The organism is Desulfobacterales bacterium (assembly GCA_029211065.1).
Taxonomy (GTDB): domain Bacteria; phylum Desulfobacterota; class Desulfobacteria; order Desulfobacterales; family JARGFK01; genus JARGFK01.
In genome coordinates this window covers 1-19836 of the sequence record JARGFK010000088.1, presented here as the reverse complement: position 1 = coordinate 19836, position 19836 = coordinate 1, and the positions used below count along the sequence as shown (strand labels likewise).

The following is a 19836-nucleotide window of genomic DNA, read 5'->3' as shown; positions in this document are numbered from 1 at the left end:
ATTCACGATTTAGCCGCTAACCCAGACGCAATAACGATAAGGCTTTTCACAAATCCAACCGTCATTTGCGCACATAGTATTTTCGATTGTTTAAATACTTGATAACATGCTGAAATAAGAAGGGAAGCCATGAATATCGGCTACTTACAGTTTTGGTCAAGTGGAAACTTCGACTCCCGCCGCCTCCATCAGGTTTCGCCTTTTGGGTTCCGCACGGTGAAAATGGTTCGATCCATATTACCATCAGACCTTGGCGTTGTGCCTGTAGACGATGACCCGGACTTTTTCCAGGGTCACCAGGCCCTCGCCGATCATGGTATCCAACTGCGGCAGAAAAGCCTCGATCTTATCCGCTGCGTCAACGATCTCCACCACCAACTGAGTCCTCCTTGCTTAAGAAAATTTTACCTGCCATTGTAAACCAGGAAACAGTTGCGCATTCCTGCCGGACAGTGCCTTGCGCTATATGCCGCTAAGTCTTGGCAGAATGGTCGCGGCAAAACTCAAAACAAAAAAGAAGCCGCACATATCGGTGACCGTTGTCAGCAGCGGGCTGGATACCAGGGCCGGATCCAGTTTAAACCGCTTGAGCACCAGGGGCAGCATCCCGCCGAGAATGACGGAAACCAGTGTGTTGGCCGCCAATGCACCGCCCACTACAAGTCCAAGCCACGGGTTTCCCTTCCAGAAAAAGGCGACCGACCCAAGCAGCAAGCCAAGCACCAGACCGTTTATGATGCCGACCCGGGTCTCCTTTGCCAGCACCCAGAGCAGTTCGCCCGGCCGGACCAGGCCGAGGGAGAGCTCACGCATGGAAACCGCCACAGCCTGGTTGCCGGAACAGCCGCTCATGTCGCTGACCATGGGAAGAAAAACCGCCAGCGTAATGGCTGCAGCAAGGGTATCCTGATACAAAGCGATGACACTTGCGGCAATGATATTCAGGACAATATTCATGCTCAGCCAGGACAGGCGGCGCCCGGAACGGGATAGCAGCGGCATGGTCCGGAACTCCTCGCCGCCGATGATGCCGCTCAAGCGCAGAAATGTTTTTGTTTTACGCTTATTGACCGCCTCCTCAATGGCACTCGGCAGCACCACGCCGACCAGCCGCCGCCTCTCGTCCACAACCGGTACGCCGAACAGGTGATGCGCTTCGAAAAAGTCCTGGAGCTCTTTTAGCGAAGCCTTGTCCGGCACACTGAGAGGCGAAGATATCATGACCTGGGTCAGCCGGGTCTCCCGGTCAGGAAAAAGCAGGTCGTGCATGCGAAGCACACCTGTCAGTTTCTCTTCCCCGTCAACAACATAAAAATACTGAACGTGGTAATCGACGTACTCTTTCCGATTGGCCTGCAGATCATCAAATACATCCTGGATAGTATTGTCGCTTCTATAGGCAAGGAACTCGGAAATCATGAGGCCGCCGGCGCAGTCCGGTGCGTATTCCAACAGCATTCTCGCTTCTTTGGCATCTTCCCGGTCCATTTTCGCCAGAATAGCCTGACTGACATCCTCGTGCATTTCACCCAGCACATCAACAAGATGATCGCTGGCAAGCTCCTCCATAATGGCCGCCGCCTGCTCCAGTGGCATATCCTCCACCAGATCCGCGGCCTGGGCTTCCGAAATGCCCTCAATCACATCGGCGGCATCCTCGGGGGTGAGAAGGCTCAGCAGGCGTAGCTGTTTTTTTTCCGTCAGTCGAGAGATAGCCCTGGCCGTCTCCGGCGGGCTGAGCGCATCAATGAATTTTGTCAGTTCAACGCTGTTTCCCCCAGCGATCAGTTCACTAAGCGTTTCCCAGGGGGCGGTTGGATTTTTCATAATAACCTCTTGTAATTGTAGTAAATATATTGCCTTCCAGCTCTGAATTAGACGTCGGCACCCTTTTGATACCTGTTCCTTAAAAATGATTAATACCTTGTCATGAAACCCTATGGCAATAAAGAGCAACCGTGTAATGATGGCCTCGCAAATCTCAATTCTGAAATAACCTTTGATATCACGAGGCTTTGATGATATTTAATCCATAATCCACGATTCATGTTTTGAGTCGTTGAATTTTTCAATAATCGGCTCAATGATCAGTCCTCAAAACAGTTTGGGTTGATGATGCATACCCTAAATAAAATTAATCTTCACAATAGATTTTCTTTCGGCCGGGTGAACCCCATCGTTTTTTTGCCGATCACAGCCGCATGCATCTTATTGCTGTGGGCCTGTGTCATGCATCCCCCCTCCCAAACACCGGTTTTAAATCAGCCAGAAACAAAAAATTTCGATGTTCAGTCATCCGTCCTCATGAAAGCACTGGTGCGGGTACTCACCGACAAGAAATTTAAAGTCAATGCCGAACGAACGGGCGGGCAAAGCCTTGAAACCGAGTGGCTCCAGGACGGATCCTATCGAAGCATGGTGCTGGCCGAGGTGTTGCCTCTCGAAAAATTCCGCAGCCAGCTCAAGGTAACCCTGCTGCTCCAGAAAAAACCCTTTTTACAGGAATCATGGCAACCGATGGACAAGATCGACAAAACCGTCTACAAAGATTTTATGAATGATGTGCTCATCGAGAGCTACCGCGTCTTGTATGATCGTCGCTGAACCAGCTGCCTTGATTTAGCCTGTATCCCATCTTATTTGCCTGTTTTCCCTTGAAAAAACATTTTATCCCTGCCATAGTTCTCAATATTTCATCGGTTATGAATCGGTTACGTCCATCTGTTTGTCTAAAATAAAAGGAGAAACGCATGCTGGAATCTGATAAGGCAAGATATCGCAAACTCATGCCGAAGATCTTAGAATCCCTGAAAAAGAAAAAATTTGACCCCTTCTTTTTCGAGACCATCGAAGAGGCCCGTCGCTTTGTACCCGCCCAGATCCAAAAAGGAGAAACTGTCGGTATCGGCGGATCCGTTACGCTGCGCCAGGATCTGGATGTGGTCAAGGCCCTCCGCAGCCAGGGCAATACGGTTTACGATCACTGGGACGCCAAGGATAATACGGAACGGCTCAAACTCAAACGGATGCAAAGCGGCGTCGATGTTTTTTTAAGCAGCCTGAACGCGGTTACCTGTGATGGAACCCTGGTAAACCTGGACGGCGGGGGAAACCGGGTGGGCGGGCTTTGCTCCGGCCCCAAGCGGGTCATTGTGGTTGCAGGCACCAACAAGCTTGTTGAAACCCTGGACGGCGCCATTCATCGCACCCGGAACCATTCCGCTCCCATCAATGCCGACCGTCTGAAACGCAAGACACCTTGCGCCGCAACCGGTTTGTGCAGCGACTGCGATTCGCCCGAAAGAATATGCGCCGCCCTGTTGATACTTTTTAAAAAACCCGGCGATATCGACAAGTTTACGGTGGTCCTGGTGAATGAGGAAATGGGATATTAAATCCGGATTAACCGTTTTTTTCCTCCGGTCTGTCCTGGGATGGCTCTTTGCCATGCTGTTCGGCGCTGCCGGTTTGGTTGCGGCCCGCCTGTTCAATCTCGCGGCCCTGCCGGCCGCCTTATGGACCTTGGGTCTATTCGGACTTGCCGGCGGCGCCGCACTCGCCCGCCTGCTGCATTCATCCAGCGGCCAAGTCCATCGTTACCAGTATTTACGCCTTGCCGTGATCTGGGCGCTGTGCGCTATCGGCGGGGCTTTTCCGCTTTTTTTTACCATGGGAACCCGGCCGGAGATGGCGATCCGGACATTTTACAGCTTTGCAGCCTTTGGTGCCATGGGCGGCGCACTAACCGCCGGGATGTTCCGATCCATTTTCAGACACTATTCCAAAAATGATTTATTGCCCAGCACCCTTATCTGGTCCTTGAGCTTCGGCCTGGCTGCCGTTACGGGTGATGCTGCCGGAGAATGGCTGCAAGGGCTGTTGCCGTCATCACTGGCGTGGCCGATCGCCATTGTGATGATGACGATTATCATGGGATTCGGCAGCGGATGGTCGCTCCTGCAGTTTTTCAAATCAGATCAAGGCGGGTGGCGGGCGCTGCAGATGTCAACTCTTGATGACGCCTCACCCGGGAGCGGCCAAAAGTTACGCTTTCCTTGGGTTTTGATTATTTTATGCCTCCCGTTCTATTTAAATGATTTGTCAAATATTTTTATCAAGGATTGGCGCTGGTGGCTTTTCATTGATTATGCCAGCGTCAAGCTTTTTCCATTTCTGGTCATTTTATATTTGATCCGTAAAAACATTTTGCGGCTTAATAATATCATCGGCCCGTGGCGCCCATCAGTCGTTTCTTTTCTGCCTGTTGTTGTGGTTGCCGCATTGACGGTCCTTTTCATCGAGCAAAACGGTCCCCTGCACCTGAAAAAGCTTTTCCCCAACAATCCCTTGGGAAGCATTCCGGAGATATCGAAACCGCTCTGGAAATGGATTGATCTGAGCACAGGCCTTCTAATGGTGGGGATCTTTGAAGAGGTTGTTTTTCGGGGCCATTTGCTTATGTTTCTGCGGCAATATACATGCCGACCGACCGTATTTATTCTCTTTTCCGCCGTCACTTTTGGATTGATCCACTGGAGCGGCGGTCTTCACCAAATCATCCTGGCTTCGGCTGCCGGAGCTGTTTTCATGCTGCTCTATTTGCGCACCTATTCTTTGCCGGCCGTTATCATGTCCCATTTTATAGTCAATTTCGTTAATCTTGCCGGCGTCATCCCCCCCTCTCTTTTCAGTTTCTTTTCAGTTCCTCCGATCCGCTAAACGGTTCTATGGTAAAAAGAGGGTTTGTCCTTACAGCTTGAGGTGATCATGTACAGCAGCACCATATATTGATTCCGGCTGTATTCAATTCATAATTTTTACGGTATTTCATTCGTCAGCTTTCGAAGCTCCATAGGATTAATATCAGTTTATTTATATAAATTAATATATTAAAAACCTATTTAGCCTTTAGGATACGATCTGATCTACATAATTTGTAGGCGAAATTTTCAAAAAATGTTGTCACCCTTCTTTTTCCTGCTGCTCCCATAAAATAATTTAATCGAAATAAATAAAAATAAATTTTATGGATTTATTCATTTATTTATTATTTTTATATTTATTTCATTGGGTTATATTAATTTTAGGATTGACCGGGCAGGATTGTATTTTTTGATTATAATTCTTTGTTTGGCATTAAAGATGCATTGCTTATACGTAACGTTTCAGATTTTATGTCAGCAACCCGGTTGAAATATAGAGTAGCAAACTGATGTATCATTCAACAATTGAGTTTTAAAATATTCTTTTGATCGTTTTGCTAACGCCAAGGAAGGTGAAGCCATGACATCAAAAACAAAAAGTTACATTTTCATCGCGTTTTTCTCCACATGTGTGGTTTTGTTCTTGTTGTTGCCGATTTTTCCGACCTGCTGTGAATTTATCAAAAGTTTTGATATCTTCGGACACGATCATGACAACTTCATCTTCCTGATGGTCGCGTTTGTTTTCATCAGCTACATCATGACCGAGTTGACGGTTTACGCCTACCGCTTTGGTGCACGAATCAGCTGGCAATCCCCTAAAATCGGCAAAATTCTGGTGTCCCAGGGGTACATTACCCAGGCGCAGCTCTATCAGTCACTTAAGGAGCAAAGCCTGCGAATAGGAGAAGTGCTGGTCCAGGAAGGACGCATCAGCCAGCAACAACTGCTGCATGCCCTGGCAATTCAGAAAAAAAAGAAACGCAGGTTGGGAGAAGTCCTTACCGAACTGGGCTACTCAAGGCAAGAAGATATCCGTTGGGCCCTGAACCGGACCCACCGGCGGCTGGGAAAAATCTTACGTGAGAAAAATCTGGTGAGCGATTACGACCTGGCCTGTGCCCTGACCTTAAAGAAATGCCGCATTGACGACCAGGGGCGCATCTTTGCCAGGGAATAAGTTTGCGCATTTTTAAAGATTCAATATTCACCGTTTTAAAAGTTTTCATGGATCAAGCGGCCATTCAAATCCCTGCCCTGCCCGAGAAGTTCTGATCGGCGTTCCCACCAGCGTTCTTTTTTGCTGATCACGTTTCTCGCCAATTATAGCGGTTGTCAAAAAAACATTCCATTATCCCAACGTTTTTTTCTACAACCGCTTATACCGCAATTCATTGTTTCGGAACTTTATTATGGAAAGCGGTATAGAATAATCTTATTCGCTTTTGACACTATTCCCCGAAAAGCGCGGCTTACAACGACCGTATTTCCTGACGCATAAAAACCGTGTAGGATATGGCAAAACAGACGATGGTTATGGCAAGCATCGAGATGATGTAGGGCAAGACCACGATGACGCTCTGCCCCAGGGGCAGGGGCCCTGCAAATCGCGAGATGGAAAGCTGTTCCATGATGCCCATCTGCACAAACATGCGATTCGTTTTGCGCATCGGGTCAATAATCGTTGCGGTTGAACCCGTGTAAAGCTCCATGGGCGACGTCAGCGAAATCCCCCTTTCAATGGTCGCCCGCCGCATGACGGCTTCCGGATCGGAGGGACCTGCATCGGGCGTCAGCGAGCTGGCAAGGATATTGGCCCCGAGGCTGACAAAAAAAGAAAAAAAGATCCACACCGCTATGGCTGCCAGGGCGGAAGTGGCCACGCTGCGAAACACAATCGAAAATAGAATCGCGACACCCAGCCAGAACGATATGTAAATAATGCTGATAATCAGGTAGATAAATATCCGCCACAGCTCCTCGACCCCGGGGACTACCCCCAGGAGGCTGAGCCCCAGGCCGGTAATGACCAGAATGATCGAAACCATCATGACGGCAATGATGATGACGCCTGCCAGAAATTTTCCATTGATGACGTCATCGCGGTAAATCGGCTGAGACAGCAGTTTGCTGAGGGTGCCTTCGTTGCGTTCCCGATTGATGGTATCAAATCCCAGGATCAGACCGATCAGCGGTCCAAAAAACGCCACGAACTGCTGCAGGGAGAACAGCGCGCCGGACGATGTAAATATCATTAAAAAAACAAACTGGGGTTTGGCGACACCCTCCAGGTCTTTTTTAATATGCAGTCCCGCCATGTAAACGGTAATCAGGCTCACCATGGCGATCAGTGCAAAGAGAATGATAAAGCGGTAGCTGCTGAGATGGTCCGACAGTTCTTTTCGCAGAATGGGTTTGATGCCGATCACGACCTTACCTCCTGGAAATATTTCATGTAGATTTCTTCCAAGCTGTACCGTTCCGATCCGATTCCGAACTTATCCTTGGCAAGCTGCTCCATCGGTCCCTGGGCGACCATGCGTCCCTTGATCATAATGCCCACCCGGTGGCAAATTTTCTGGACCAGGTGCAGCATGTGCGACGACAGCAGAACGGTCATCTTCTTTTCGCGGCAGAGCGCCTCAATCAGTTCAATCATCCGGTTGGTGGCGTCCGGATCAAGACCCAGGGTCGGTTCATCCAGAAAAACCACCTTCGGGTCTTTGATCAGCAGTTCGGCAATACCCAGGCGCTGGCGCATGCCGCGCGAGTAGGCGCTGATCTTTTTTTTGGATTCACCGGCCAGCCCCACTTTCTCAAGGGCCTCATCCATACGCGCCCCAGCGACGTCGCGGGGGAGGCGGTTCAGCTCGGCCACGAAACCGAGCATCTGGCGGGCATTGAGATCGCTGTAGAATCCCATGTTTTCCTGCAGGTATCCGATCAACCCCTTGACCCGCACCGGTTCCCGGGTGGGGTCCACGCCCAGGACCCGGGCGGTTCCACCGGTGGGCTCGGTCAACCCCAGCAGCATCAGCAGCGTGGTTGTTTTGCCGGCCCCATTGGGTCCCAGAAAACCGAACACTTCGCCTTCCGAAATCCGCAGGGTCAGGCGATCCACTGCCACCTGACCGTTGTATACCTTGGTCAATTCATCAGTTTGGATGATTGCATTCGTTTCCATTTTAACGCCTTCCCAGCCAGCGGAACAAGCCGATCAGTCCGGCAATTACGGCCACGATAATGCCGATGCCTACCCAGCCCCAGGCGCTGGAAGCTTTTACCGTAACCCGGAATTCTAAAGTTTTGGACGCTTTTTCCCCGTCGACCTTCACGTTTACGGAATAGTCTCCAACCAGCGCCTCTTCATTGGGGGTGATGGTCACTTCAACCTGCTGCAGTTTTCCGGGCTCGATGACGTCGATTTTCTCAGGATTGAAGGCAACTTTCCAGTTTTCGGGTTTGAAGGTCATGAACTTGACGTTGCTGTTGGGGGCCGAACCGTTGTTCTTGATATAAAAAGACATGTTGGCCGGTTTTCCCTGGCGGGTGTCCAGAGACAAAAGCCCGCTGGCGGTGCCCACCTCCAGCTCAAAGGTGCCCGTCAAGACGACGTTCAGCTTGACCTCGCCGTTGGCCTCGCTGGTGGCCACCCGGACATTGATGGGATATTCGCCGGCTTTTGCCGAAGCAGCGGGTTTGACCACGACGGCAACGGTCTCGCTCTGGCCGGCCTTGATCCGAAGGCTCGAAATGTATTTGTCCTCATAGGCCGGTTTAAAATTGATGTCCCAGCCGTCCGGTCCCTGGACAAACAGATTGAATACGGCGTCTTTGTCCAGCTTGCTGTCCACTTCCACCGAAAATTCGAATTTGGCGTCCGTCGGCCCCTGGAGAACCGGATAGGAGGTATTCAATTTAACCCCTTTGTCCTCTTTTTTGGCGACATCCTTGGCCTTGACTTCCACCATGATGGTCTGGGACATTTTGAATTGGCCGTCCCGGGTTTGGGCTTCAACCAGAAATTCGTATTTTCCGGGTTTGGTTTCCTTGCCCGGATCCGCTTCAAAGGTCAGCCGCTTGTCTTCGCCGGAAGGAACATGGATGCCCGTCACCGTAAACTTATAGGTTTTAATCCTGGCCTCCCAGCCCTTTGGTTTTTCGGCAACCCAGACATCGACGCTTTCGTCCGAGCGCCCCTTGTTGAAGAATGTCAAGTCTATGCTGACATTCTCATCTGCCGGCACCACCACACCCGGATATTCGGCCGCCATCACGATCAGCCGTTCCGGTTTTTTTTCATCATCGGTTTTATCTTTGGCATCAACCGGCCTAAAGCCCTGTGAAAGGAGCAACCCCGCTGAGACCATAAAAACAATTAAAGCTTTTTGAATCAGCTTGTTGTGATGCATTCCGTACCCTCCCTGCTTATCTTGAAATTTAGAAAAATATAAACAGCAAGGGCGAGCCCTGTCAACTGCGGCCCGCCCTTATTGTTTGAATCATCAATACATGTCGTCCATGTCACCGGGGGGCATCGCCGGCATCGATTTTTTCTTTATCGGTTTTTCCGTAATCATGGCTTCGGTGGTGAGCATCAGTCCGGCAACCGAGGCCGCATTCTGAAGGGCAAAGCGCACGACCTTGGTGGGATCGATGACGCCGGATTTCATCAAATTCTCATACTGCCCTGAATCCGCATTATAGCCGTAATCACCCTTTCCTTCAAGCACCTTGTTCAGGACGACGTCACCGTTTAAACCCGCATTCTGGGCGATCTGCCGCAGGGGTTCGGCAATGGCGTGTTGTAATATCCGGATCCCTTCTTTTTCTTCACCGGTGGCTTTTGCCTTGTTCAAGGCATCCATGCAACGGACCAGCGCAACGCCGCCGCCCGGGACAATCCCCTCTTCAACTGCCGCCCGGGTGGCATTCATGGCATCCTCAACACGGGCCTTCTTTTCCTTCATTTCTATTTCAGTGGCCGCACCGATCTTGATCACTGCCACCCCGCCGATCAGCTTGGCCAGGCGTTCCTGCAGTTTTTCGCGATCATAATCAGAGGTGGTCTCCTCGATCTGCGCCCGGATCTGGCCGATGCGCCCTTCCAGGTCTTTCTTTTTTCCGGCGCCGTCCACGATGGTGGTATTGTCCTTGTCAATTTTTACGGTTTTGCAGCGTCCCAGGTCGTTCAGGGACACGTTCTCCAGTTTGACGCCAATGTCTTCCGTGATCACCTGCCCGCCGCACAATACAGCGAGGTCCTGGAGAATTTCCTTGCGACGATCCCCGAAACCCGGGGCCTTGACCGCAGCCACTTTCAGGGTGCCCCGCAGCTTGTTGACAATCAGGGTGGCCAGCGCCTCTCCTTCAATATCTTCGGCAATAATCACAAGGGGTTTGCCCGACTTTGCGACGGCTTCCAGAAGCGGCAGCATATCCTTCATGTTGCTTACCTTTTTTTCATTCAGAAGGATATAGGGATCCTCGAGGGTCGCTGTCATTTTTTCAGTATTGGTTACAAAATAGGGGGAAAGATAGCCCCGGTCAAACTGCATTCCCTCCACCACTTCCAGAGATGTCTCTATGCTCTTGGCCTCTTCAACTGTGATAACGCCTTCTTTACCGACCTTGTCCATTGCTTCGGACAGAAGCTTTCCCACAACTTCGTCGTTATTGGCTGAAATGGCGCCGACCTGAACAATCTCGCTTTTGTCTTTGACCGGTTTGGATATTTTTTTCAATTCCTCGACAACAGCCACCACGCCCTTGTCAATCCCGCGCTTGATGTCCATGGGGCTGATGCCGGCCGCCACCAGTTTTTGGCCCTCATTCAGAATCGCCTGAGCCAGTACGGTTGCCGTGGTGGTGCCGTCTCCCGCCACATCACTGGTCTTGCTGGCAACTTCCTTGACCATTTGAGCGCCCATGTTTTCGAACTTGTCTGCCAACTCGATTTCTTTGGCCACCGTCACACCGTCTTTGGTAACGGTGGGGGCGCCAAATGATTTTTCCAGAACGGCATTGCGCCCTTTGGGGCCCAGGGTGACCTTGACGGCATTGGCCAGCGTGTTAACGCCTTTGAGCATTTTTTCTCTGGCGGACGAACTGTATGCGATCATTTTTGCAGGCATTATGTGTTCCCTCCTTTTTACTCTAAAATTTTACTCTAAAATGGCTAAAATATCTTCTTCGCGCATGAATAGATGTTCAACACCATCAATTTTGATTTCGGTGCCGGCATATTTTGAAAAAAGAATCCGATCCCCTTTTTTAACTTCCAGCGGCGCCCGCTTGCCGTCATCACCCATCTTCCCCGGCCCGGCCGATACGATTTTACCCTCCAGCGGCTTTTCCTTGGCGGTGTCGGGAATAATGATGCCGCCGGCGCTTATCTGTTCTTCCGCAACCCGCATTACCAAAACCCTGTCATTTAACGGTCTAACTTTCATGTTCTAATTTACCTCCTGTCTTAAGTGAAAAATTACATTGACCTGTTCCTATTCAATCTGGCCAGAGGCAAGTAACTCATGTGAGCGCTTTTCATTAAGAAGAAGCGTTGCCCCCTGGCCGGGTTCTGAAAACCTGTAATAAACCCTGTCCTTTTCTGCTGAAATACAAACCGATGGTTACGCTGCGCTTCAAGGGTTTCACCGTTGCCGGTTCGACTTATCATCCATGTTAATTAAGGGAAATATTGGCGGGTATAGAGTTCCGCAGATTGCACCATCGGCAAATCCTCTCTGCCCATGGTTAAAGATTTCAAGGCCGGCCGATTGAAACCTTTTAGAACCCCATCGATCATGTTAATATTTCTTATCACCCTGCCCCGGATCATTCAAATGCATACCGAATGTATTTTAAACATAATAATTACAATATGTTAAAGAAATATTAGCTATAGAGAATTTAATCACCCTTTTTCGTCTGTCAAGGGGAAATGATTATTTTGTTTTATTTTTTACTTTACAGGGCAAATGTAACTGCGTTTATACTTTCCATGCTTGACGCGCAAACGATATTTTTTTATAAAGCCGGCACTGTTCATCATCATAAGGAAACCTGTTGATTCGACCGGCGCTTTCGGTTAGGATTTATTCAGCCTTATAGAAAACAAATCATCATCAAGGGAGGGCAACCATGCCTGACAAAGTGATTGCCATCGAAGAGGAAGGCGGGCCCTTTCAAATCATCTTTCGCCGTATCATGCGCATGGTCCCGGAACGCGACAAGGATGATATAAAATTGCAGCGTCTGATCGCCTTCCGTTTAAAAACCGACGGCGAAGGACCCACGAATGAATACCTGATTCGTAAGATCAGGGAAATCATTCACTGCGGTTACACGGGCAGCTTATATGATTTTCTCAAGGATGATCTCAAAGAAAAAGAATGTGGGATTCACGAAGGTGTACCTGATCCGCCTGAAGTCGCGTAGACCCAGCAGTTGCAAAGAAACATGACAAGGCATTTAGATCAATGAAATTTTTTATCTCAGAAGGAAATCTTGGCGGCAATGCCGCCCGAGAACAGGTAGAAGAGCTGATTAAGATGCTGAAAAATAGGGGATGGGATGTTGAATACGGCGTCGCCCATAACATTGCCACCGATATCTCCGAATTTGGCCAGGAACAAAGACTTCAATCTCTGTTTGCCGATGATTTTATGGCCTGTCTGTCACAGATTGAAAGCGGATAAACCCGTTGGATAATAAGTTATGCCGCTGAAAGCCATCGAAATCAAAGGCGCCGGGCAACACAACCTTAAAAATTTAGACCTCGCAATACCCCTGAACCGGATGACGGTGATAACGGGTGTCAGCGGTTCCGGCAAATCCTCTCTGGCCCTGGACACACTTTACGCCGAAGGCCAGCGGCGCTACATTGAAACGTTTTCGCCCTATGCCCGTCAGTTCATGGAACGGATGGATCGCCCCCTGGTGGAAAAGATCGAGGGCATCCCGCCGGCCATTGCCATTGACCGCAAGGATCCTGTTCGCACCTCCCGTTCCACGGTCGGCACCATGACCGAAATCACGGATTATGTAAAACTGCTGTTCGCCCGCCGGAGTCTGCTCTACTGCCGCAGCTGCGACCGGCCGGTCCAACCCGAAACACCGGCACATGTTTGGGCCTACCTGCAGGGGCTGCCGGAAGAGACGCAAACAGTCATCACCTTTACGCTGTCGCTGAAAGGTGATGAAAAAGAAGATCCGCGGCAATTGTTGCGGCGCAGCGGCTACGACCGGTATTTTCATGAGGGCCGGATCGAGGCGGTCGAAAACTGGCAGCCATCGGAAAGTGATGGAACCATCGAGATTGTCGCCGATCGGTTCATATACCGTCCCTCCAACCAAACCCGCATCATGGATTCCCTGGAACAGGCCTTTCGCATGGGAGACGGTCGCCTGACGGTCTGGGCGCCGCCGCAGCAACCCATGGCTTTCAGCAGCAGCCTGGCCTGCGCCCCGTGCGATATTCACTATCCACCCCCCCAGCCGAATCTGTTTTCTTTCAACAGCCCCATCGGCGCCTGCGAGACCTGCCGGGGATTCGGCCGGACAATCGATGTGGATATGGATCTCGTCATTCCGGATAAGGCCCTTTCCATTAGCGCGGGCGCCATAAAACCCTGGGGAACAGAAGCGGACGGCCGCATGGAATTCGACCACCTGATCTCCTTTTGCCGCCAAAACAAGATCCCGACGGATGTCCCCTTCCTGAAGCTGCACAGGGACCAGCAGGCCGCCCTCATGGACGGAACGGCTGATTATCACGGTGTCCGGGGATTTTTCAGGTGGCTGGAATCCAAGACATACAAAATGCACGTGCGCGTTTTTCTTTCGCGCTACCGCAGTTACAATGTTTGTCCGGCCTGTCACGGCACCCGCTTCAAGGCAGCCGCGCTTTTATACCGTCTAAACGGTCTCCATCTGGCCCGGATCTACGCCCTTGACGTAAATGCGGCCGCGGCGTTTTTTAGCGCCCTGCCAATTCCCACCGGAGACGATGCCTGCGCCCTGCTTCTGGATGAAATCCGCAGCCGCCTTCAATATCTCCGCGATGTCGGCCTCGGCTACCTTACCCTCGACCGTCAATCCCGAACGCTTTCAGGCGGCGAGGTCCAGCGGGTGGCGCTGGCTTCAGCGCTGGGGGCCTCCCTGGTAAATACGCTCTACATTCTGGACGAGCCCAGCATCGGGCTTCATCCCAGCGACAATCATCGCCTGATCCGAATCCTGAAGCGTCTGCGGGACCATCAGAACACCCTGGTTGTGGTGGAGCACGATCCGGAAATCATCGCCCACAGTGATTTCATGCTCGATATCGGTCCCCGGGCCGGCGAAAACGGCGGCGAGGTGATGTATTTCGGACCCACTGCCAAAGTAAACAATTCTCTCACCGGTCAATACCTGAAAGGCGACTGCAGCATCCCGGTTCCCGTAAAACGGCGAAAGCCCGCTGCCGGGAAATGGCTGACCATTGCAGGCGCCCGTGAAAATAATCTCAAGAATGTCGACGTACGGATCCCCCTGGGCGGATTCGTCTGTCTGGCCGGTGTCTCCGGCTCCGGCAAATCCACCCTGGCAGAAGAAATCCTCTACAAGGCATTGAAATGGCGCCTGAACGACCCCCAGGGACGACCCGGACAACACCAGGCCATCAGGGGACATGCGCCTATTGCCGATGTGGTCCTGGTGGACCAGCATCCCATCGGCCGGACCCCCCGCGCCAACCCCGTCACCTACACCAAATCCCTGGACACTATCCGGCAGCTCCTGGCAAAGACACCGGAAGCCCGCCGGAAAGGGTTCGGCCCGGGCCACTTTTCATTCAATGTTGCCGGCGGCCGTTGTGAAACCTGCCGTGGGGACGGGTTTGAAAAGGTGGAAATGCAATTTCTTTCGGATGTCTTCATCACCTGCCCGGACTGCAGCGGGATGCGCTTTAAAAAAGAACTGCTCCAGATCACTTACCGGGAGAAGAACATCCATGACATCCTCAGCCTGACGGTGGACGGGGCCCTCGATTTTTTCAATGCGGAGCCTAAAATCAAGAACGCGTTGGAACCGCTTACCTCTGTCGGCCTGGGGTACATCCGGCTGGGGCAGCCCATCAATACCCTTTCGGGCGGGGAAGCCCAGCGGCTCAAACTCTCACGTTTTTTAAAGTTCAGCGACGGGCGGCACCGTCTTTTTATTTTCGACGAACCCACCACCGGCCTTCACTTTGATGACATCCACAAGCTGATTAACGCCCTGCAGCAGTTGGTAGACTCCGGCAACACCGTCCTGGTGATTGAACACAATCTGGATGTGATCAAAACAGCCGACTGGGTCATCGAGCTGGGGCCTGAAGGCGGAGACAACGGCGGTCGTGTCATCGCAACCGGACCTCCTGAAAAAATCACCCGGAACCGCTTATCGCCCACCGGTCGGTTCCTGAAAAGCTATCTGGAAATTCCAAACCGGCTGGAATCGGCCGCTGTCCAGCCGTCGACCGTGGCCGAATCAACGGCTGATTTCGCGGAGAGCATCGCCGTCAGCGGCGCCCGGGAACACAATTTGAAAAACATCGCCCTGTCCATTCCCCGCAACCAGCTGGTGGTCTTGACGGGCGTCTCCGGTTCCGGCAAATCCACCCTTGCCTTCGATATCCTGTTCGCCGAAGGCCAGCGTCGTTATTTGGAAAGTCTTGCGCCCTACGTCCGGCAGTACGTCAAGATTTTGGAACGGCCCGATGTCGACCATGTCTCCGGTCTTCCGCCCACGGTTGCCATCGAGCAGCGCATCAGCTACGCCAGCCGGCGGTCCACCGTCGCAACGCTCACGGAAATCTATCATTTCCTCAGGCTGCTGTTCAGCAAGCTCGGCAGCCGGCACTGTCTCGGATGCGGACGCCGGCTGACAACCCAAACCCGGGAAGCGATCACCGCCCAGATCCGCCTGCGGTATCGTAACCAGAAAGCCTCGATCCTGTCACCCAAGGTTGCCGGCCGCAAAGGCTTTCACAAGGACATTCTGGCAAGGGCCCGGCGCAAGGGTTTCGACAAAGCGCGCATCGACGGCGAATTCAAACCCATTACGGCCGGAATGGCCCTGAGCCGATACCATGAGCATACGATTGAACTGGTAACCGGAAAACTGCCGTCGGCGCATCCGGCGCAAACGGTGGAACGTGCGCTGGCGGAAGGTGCCGGCAGCCTGATTATTGTAGACAGCAGCGGCAGTGAAGAAGTTTTCAGCCTGAAGGGAATTTGCCCTTCCTGCGGCATCGGCCTGGAAACGTTGGATCCCCGGCTGTTTTCATTCAATAGCGCCCACGGCGCCTGCCCGAAATGCAACGGCTTGGGTCGACTCCCTCACGCTGAAAAAAAGAATCAATCCGGCGGCGGCATATGCCCCCGCTGCCGGGGCAGCCGTCTCAAGGAAACAGCGCTGGCCGTCAAGATCAACGGTTATTCCATCTGGGACCTGGTGCAACAACCGGCCCTGCAACTGGAAGCCATCCTGGGACAATTTCACTTTAAACCGCAAGAAAAGCCCATTACGGAACCGGTCCTGACGGAAATTCGCTCGCGTCTCGCGCTCCTCAACCAACTGGGGTTGTCCTATCTTTCGCTGAGCCGCAGCGGTGACACGCTCTCCGGCGGCGAAGCCCAGCGGGTTCGCCTGGCAGCCCAACTGGGCTCGAATCTGACCGGCGTCCTGTATGTTCTGGATGAGCCCACCATCGGCTTGCATCCCCGGGACAACCACGTGCTGATAGCGGCACTGCAAACACTCAAAGCCCGGGGCAACTCGGTGGTGGTGGTGGAACATGACGAGGAAACCATCCGCGCGGCCGATACCGTTATTGATTTAGGGCCCGGCGCGGGTCAGGCCGGCGGGACAGTGGTGGCATCCGGTGGACTGAAAGACCTTCAAAAGAATCCCGCATCCATCACCGGCGCCCTTATCAACGGCCGCCGGCGCCGGGTGACATCCCGGCTGCGGCCCTGTCAGGACCGCCCCCGCCTTAAAGTGTCCGGCGCGGCCGAGCATAACCTGAAAAACATCGACGTGGAGTTCCCCCTGGGGGCATTCATCTGCGTCACCGGCGTTTCCGGTTCGGGCAAATCCACTCTGCTGAAGGAAACGCTGTTCAAAGGCGTTCAAAACCGGCTTCTTAAAAAGACGCTGACCGCCGGCCGCTGTCGGGATATACAAGGTTGGCAACACATCGACCGGACATTGGAGGTCGACCACAGCCCCATCGGCCGGACACCCCGCTCGGTGCCGGCCTCCTATGTCGGCTTTTTGAACGACATTCGCAATCTTTTTGCCGGAACGCCGGATGCCCGCATGCGCGGTTTCCGACCGGGGCGTTTTTCATTCAATCTGGCCGAAGGCCGCTGCCAGGGCTGCAAGGGACACGGCAGTCTCAAGGTAGAGATGAGTTTTCTGCCGGAAGTATACGTCGCCTGCGAGGCCTGTCAGGGGCGGCGGTTCAATCCGGAAACACTGGCGGTCCGCTACAAGGGAAAAACCATATCAGAGGTGCTGGACCTGACCTTCACGGCTGCAGCGGAATTTTTCAGGCTGGTTCCTTCCATCCGACGCTCCCTCGACGGCGTCTGCAATATCGGCCTGGGATACCTTCGCCTGGGCCAACCCAGCCCGACCCTTTCCGGCGGTGAAGCCCAGCGCACGAAGCTGGCCCGGGAACTGGTCAAGGCATCTAAAGGGCGCACGCTTTATATCCTGGATGAACCGACTACCGGCTTGAACCTGTCCGATGTCCAAAACCTTCTGGAAGTGCTCCAGAAACTGGTGGATGAAGGCAATACCGTTGCGGTGATTGAGCACAATATCGAAATCATCAAAGCGGCCGACTATATCATCGATTTGGGACCCGAGGGCGGCGACGGCGGGGGCCAACTGGTTGCATCCGGATCACCCGTCGACCTGCTGGCACATCCCAAGGGCTCCCATACGGCCCATTTTCTGGCAAAATATCTTGCCAAAAATAACCGGCTGAAATAAATATCCGATCTCAGAAGGACCGAGGGCGTGGTTTGCGCAAATGCCATTGGCTAAATTCAAAATCCGAATATCGAAATTCGAAACAAATTCAAAAATCAAATTACTAATGACAAAAACAAAATCACTAAACTCTGACCTAACCCTAAAAGCCATGTTTTCTATGTTGGAATAAAAGAAAGGACCCCCCATGATCGCCACCATACCCCCGGCCCAAATCGGAATGCCGCTGGCAGAAGTAGACACACCTGCGCTGTTGATCGATCTGGACGCATTTGAGTATAACCTCGCTAAAATGCAAAATGACCTGAAAGACGGCCATGCCCGGCTTCGTCCCCATGCCAAAACCCATAAATGCCCGGTGATCGCACGGCAGCAAATCGATCGCGGCGCCGTCGGCGTCTGCTGCCAGAAAGCAGGCGAAGCGGAAGAGATGGTTTTCGGCGGAATAACGGACGTTTTTATAACCAACGAGGTGGTGGGAGCACAGAAGTTAAAGCGCATTGCCGCCCTGGCACGAATCGCTCGCATTGCGGTCTGTGCCGATGACGCAGTGCACGTCACTGCCTATGACGAAGCTGCCCGGGCCGGGCAGGTTACCCTGGATGTTTTCATCGAACTGGATGTCGGCGCCAATCGATGTGGTCGGGAACCCGGCGAAACCCTGCTGGAACTGGCCCGGCAGATCCAGACATCACCCCATTTGCGATTTGCCGGCCTCCAGGCCTATCACGGTTCAGCCCAGCACCGCCGCACGCCGGCCGAACGACGCAGCGCCATCGAATTTGCCGTCAGCCGCGTCACGGAAGCCAAAGCAATGCTGGACCGTCATGGCTTCTCCTGCCCCACCGTCAGCGGAGCCGGAACCGGCACCTACTTAATTGAGGCCGCCAGCGGGGTATATGACGAACTCCAGGCCGGCTCCTATATTTTCATGGATGTGGACTATGCCAAAAACCTGGGCGAAGACGGCAATCCCCTGGCCCGTTTTCAGCACAGCCTGTTTGTTTATACCACTGTCATCAGCCGCTCCGCACCGGACCGCGCCGTGGTGGATGCCGGCCATAAAGCCGTTCCCCTGGATTCCGGCCTGCCCATTGTTTCTGGTATGAAAGATGTCGAATTTGTGCGCGCGTCCGATGAACACGGCAAACTCAGTCTGCTCAACCCCGCCAGCCGCCTGAAGATCGGTGATAAGCTGAAGCTGATTCCCGGCCATTGCGACCCGACCGTGAACCTCTTTGACTGGTTTGTCGGCATTCGCAACAATCGGGTTGAAACCCTCTGGCCCATCACCGCCCGGGGCGCGATGCGGTAAACCCTGCCATCCGTTCACTCTTCCGGAGCGCACATGGACTTATATCAGGCATTCCCGTAGGTGTAATTTTTGATGAAAAAATCGAGTTTGGCTCTCTGGGCAGGCGTCAAGTTTTTGAACTCAAGGCTGTACCTTCGCAGCCTCGTTATACTCAATGGAATATCATTGTCTACTTCCTCAACGGAAACCGTCCGGAAAGGGATCTTCTCCATGGCCAGGTCCATACTCGCCAATATCCCAAGATCGGTGTAAGTTTTTGAATTTTCATCTGTCGCCAGAAATTGAAGGGATAGGCCACCCTTACTGATATCCAGCAGTTGGCCGACTTCTTCGCCGGATTCCGACCGCAGATTAACATAAATATGATCTTTAACCCGATAGCGATTGTGCCTTCGGATTTCTGTTCCAGATCGCCTCACGGCCACCCGCCGCTCCGGTCCCTGATAGCTGGGATCGGATAAAACCCTGCGGTCCTGGCCCGAGCGCCGCCCGGGATTTATATTATTTTCATTATAGCTGTTTACCATATCTGACCTCTGATTACCTTGGCATTGAATCATGCAAGTCTCCTCCCGAATCGCTTACAATTCAGCCTCTCCGCAAGTCATATTATTAGCATATTTCATGCCAGATACTACTCTTTCACCAAAAAACATCTTATAAATTATGAGGATGTTGTGTTAATATTATTTAAATTCACAACATGCTGAAATAAAAGAAAGTGGGTATGCACTTTACTCAACCGACCACATGGTGTAGTATGCGGTTATGGAGGAGCCAAGACACCCTGTTGCT

General features: G+C 52.4%; 16 protein-coding genes. 8 read left to right on the top strand and 8 right to left on the bottom strand.

Annotated features, from left to right (window positions below):
• Window positions 1–243 precede the first annotated feature (243 nt).
• Window positions 244–375, bottom strand: coding sequence for a DUF190 domain-containing protein (locus tag P1P89_16860; protein MDF1593188.1), 132 nt, complete (start codon window positions 373–375; stop codon window positions 244–246).
• A gap of 87 nt (window positions 376–462) precedes the next feature.
• Window positions 463–1827, bottom strand: a complete 1365-nt coding sequence (gene mgtE / locus P1P89_16855) for a magnesium transporter (protein MDF1593187.1) — start codon at window positions 1825–1827, stop codon at window positions 463–465.
• Between the two features lie 285 nt (window positions 1828–2112).
• Between mgtE and P1P89_16850 the strand changes: the two genes are divergently transcribed.
• From P1P89_16850 to P1P89_16835, 4 genes are all read left to right on the top strand, one after another.
• Window positions 2113–2604, top strand: coding sequence for a hypothetical protein (locus P1P89_16850; GenBank protein ID MDF1593186.1), 492 nt, complete (start codon window positions 2113–2115; stop codon window positions 2602–2604).
• A gap of 146 nt (window positions 2605–2750) precedes the next feature.
• On the top strand, window positions 2751–3395 hold the full coding sequence (locus tag P1P89_16845) for a lactate utilization protein (protein ID MDF1593185.1): 645 nt from the start codon (window positions 2751–2753) through the stop codon (window positions 3393–3395).
• On the top strand, window positions 3376–4719 hold the full coding sequence (locus P1P89_16840; protein MDF1593184.1) for a CPBP family intramembrane metalloprotease: 1344 nt from the start codon (window positions 3376–3378) through the stop codon (window positions 4717–4719). Before P1P89_16845 ends, P1P89_16840 begins: the two co-directional genes overlap by 20 nt.
• A gap of 564 nt (window positions 4720–5283) precedes the next feature.
• Complete coding sequence (locus P1P89_16835; GenBank protein ID MDF1593183.1) at window positions 5284–5883, top strand: hypothetical protein; 600 nt, start codon at window positions 5284–5286, stop codon at window positions 5881–5883.
• Between the two features lie 292 nt (window positions 5884–6175).
• On the opposite strand, the gene P1P89_16830 is transcribed toward P1P89_16835, so the two are convergent.
• From P1P89_16830 to P1P89_16810, 5 genes are all read right to left on the bottom strand, one after another.
• Window positions 6176–7132: an ABC transporter permease subunit gene (locus P1P89_16830; protein MDF1593182.1), complete on the bottom strand. Its 957-nt coding sequence runs from the start codon at window positions 7130–7132 to the stop codon at window positions 6176–6178.
• Window positions 7129–7887 carry an ABC transporter ATP-binding protein gene (locus P1P89_16825; protein ID MDF1593181.1) on the bottom strand — a complete coding sequence of 253 codons (759 nt, stop codon included), beginning with the start codon at window positions 7885–7887 and terminating at the stop codon, window positions 7129–7131. Before P1P89_16825 ends, P1P89_16830 begins: the two co-directional genes overlap by 4 nt.
• Before the next feature lies 1 nt (window position 7888).
• Window positions 7889–9115: an NEW3 domain-containing protein gene (locus tag P1P89_16820; GenBank protein ID MDF1593180.1), complete on the bottom strand. Its 1227-nt coding sequence runs from the start codon at window positions 9113–9115 to the stop codon at window positions 7889–7891.
• A gap of 93 nt (window positions 9116–9208) precedes the next feature.
• Window positions 9209–10837, bottom strand: a complete 1629-nt coding sequence (gene groL / locus P1P89_16815) for a chaperonin GroEL (GenBank protein ID MDF1593179.1) — start codon at window positions 10835–10837, stop codon at window positions 9209–9211.
• Window positions 10838–10867: 30 nt separating this feature from the next.
• Window positions 10868–11155 (bottom strand): co-chaperone GroES, encoded by a 288-nt coding sequence (locus tag P1P89_16810; GenBank protein MDF1593178.1) that lies wholly within the window; start codon window positions 11153–11155, stop codon window positions 10868–10870.
• Between the two features lie 688 nt (window positions 11156–11843).
• On the opposite strand from P1P89_16810, the gene P1P89_16805 reads away from it, so the two are divergent.
• The 4 genes from P1P89_16805 to P1P89_16790 all read left to right on the top strand — a co-directional run bounded on the left by P1P89_16805 (window position 11844) and on the right by P1P89_16790 (window position 19041).
• Window positions 11844–12140: a hypothetical protein gene (locus tag P1P89_16805; protein MDF1593177.1), complete on the top strand. Its 297-nt coding sequence runs from the start codon at window positions 11844–11846 to the stop codon at window positions 12138–12140.
• Window positions 12141–12181: 41 nt separating this feature from the next.
• Window positions 12182–12400 carry a hypothetical protein gene (locus P1P89_16800; GenBank protein ID MDF1593176.1) on the top strand — a complete coding sequence of 73 codons (219 nt, stop codon included), beginning with the start codon at window positions 12182–12184 and terminating at the stop codon, window positions 12398–12400.
• Between the two features lie 19 nt (window positions 12401–12419).
• Window positions 12420–17726: an excinuclease ABC subunit UvrA gene (gene uvrA, locus P1P89_16795; GenBank protein MDF1593175.1), complete on the top strand. Its 5307-nt coding sequence runs from the start codon at window positions 12420–12422 to the stop codon at window positions 17724–17726.
• Window positions 17727–17913: 187 nt separating this feature from the next.
• On the top strand, window positions 17914–19041 hold the full coding sequence (locus P1P89_16790; protein ID MDF1593174.1) for a DSD1 family PLP-dependent enzyme: 1128 nt from the start codon (window positions 17914–17916) through the stop codon (window positions 19039–19041).
• A gap of 44 nt (window positions 19042–19085) precedes the next feature.
• Here P1P89_16790 and P1P89_16785 read toward each other — a convergent pair whose 3' ends face one another.
• Window positions 19086–19568, bottom strand: coding sequence for a PilZ domain-containing protein (locus tag P1P89_16785; protein ID MDF1593173.1), 483 nt, complete (start codon window positions 19566–19568; stop codon window positions 19086–19088).
• Window positions 19569–19836: the final 268 nt, after the last annotated feature.

Bases quoted from the DNA above. Each gene is read 5' to 3' on its own strand.
- mgtE (MDF1593187.1), bottom strand. From the start codon at position 1,827: ATGAAAAATCCAACCGCCCCCTGGGAAACGCTTAGTGAACTGATCGCT.
- P1P89_16850 (MDF1593186.1), top strand. From the start codon at position 2,113: ATGATGCATACCCTAAATAAAATTAATCTTCACAATAGATTTTCTTTC.
- P1P89_16845 (MDF1593185.1), top strand. From the start codon at position 2,751: ATGCTGGAATCTGATAAGGCAAGATATCGCAAACTCATGCCGAAGATC.
- P1P89_16840 (MDF1593184.1), top strand. From the start codon at position 3,376: ATGAGGAAATGGGATATTAAATCCGGATTAACCGTTTTTTTCCTCCGG.
- P1P89_16835 (MDF1593183.1), top strand. From the start codon at position 5,284: ATGACATCAAAAACAAAAAGTTACATTTTCATCGCGTTTTTCTCCACA.
- P1P89_16825 (MDF1593181.1), bottom strand. From the start codon at position 7,887: ATGGAAACGAATGCAATCATCCAAACTGATGAATTGACCAAGGTATAC.
- P1P89_16820 (MDF1593180.1), bottom strand. From the start codon at position 9,115: ATGCATCACAACAAGCTGATTCAAAAAGCTTTAATTGTTTTTATGGTC.
- groL (MDF1593179.1), bottom strand. From the start codon at position 10,837: ATGCCTGCAAAAATGATCGCATACAGTTCGTCCGCCAGAGAAAAAATG.
- P1P89_16810 (MDF1593178.1), bottom strand. From the start codon at position 11,155: ATGAAAGTTAGACCGTTAAATGACAGGGTTTTGGTAATGCGGGTTGCG.
- P1P89_16805 (MDF1593177.1), top strand. From the start codon at position 11,844: ATGCCTGACAAAGTGATTGCCATCGAAGAGGAAGGCGGGCCCTTTCAA.
- P1P89_16800 (MDF1593176.1), top strand. From the start codon at position 12,182: ATGAAATTTTTTATCTCAGAAGGAAATCTTGGCGGCAATGCCGCCCGA.
- uvrA (MDF1593175.1), top strand. From the start codon at position 12,420: ATGCCGCTGAAAGCCATCGAAATCAAAGGCGCCGGGCAACACAACCTT.
- P1P89_16790 (MDF1593174.1), top strand. From the start codon at position 17,914: ATGATCGCCACCATACCCCCGGCCCAAATCGGAATGCCGCTGGCAGAA.
- P1P89_16785 (MDF1593173.1), bottom strand. From the start codon at position 19,568: ATGGTAAACAGCTATAATGAAAATAATATAAATCCCGGGCGGCGCTCG.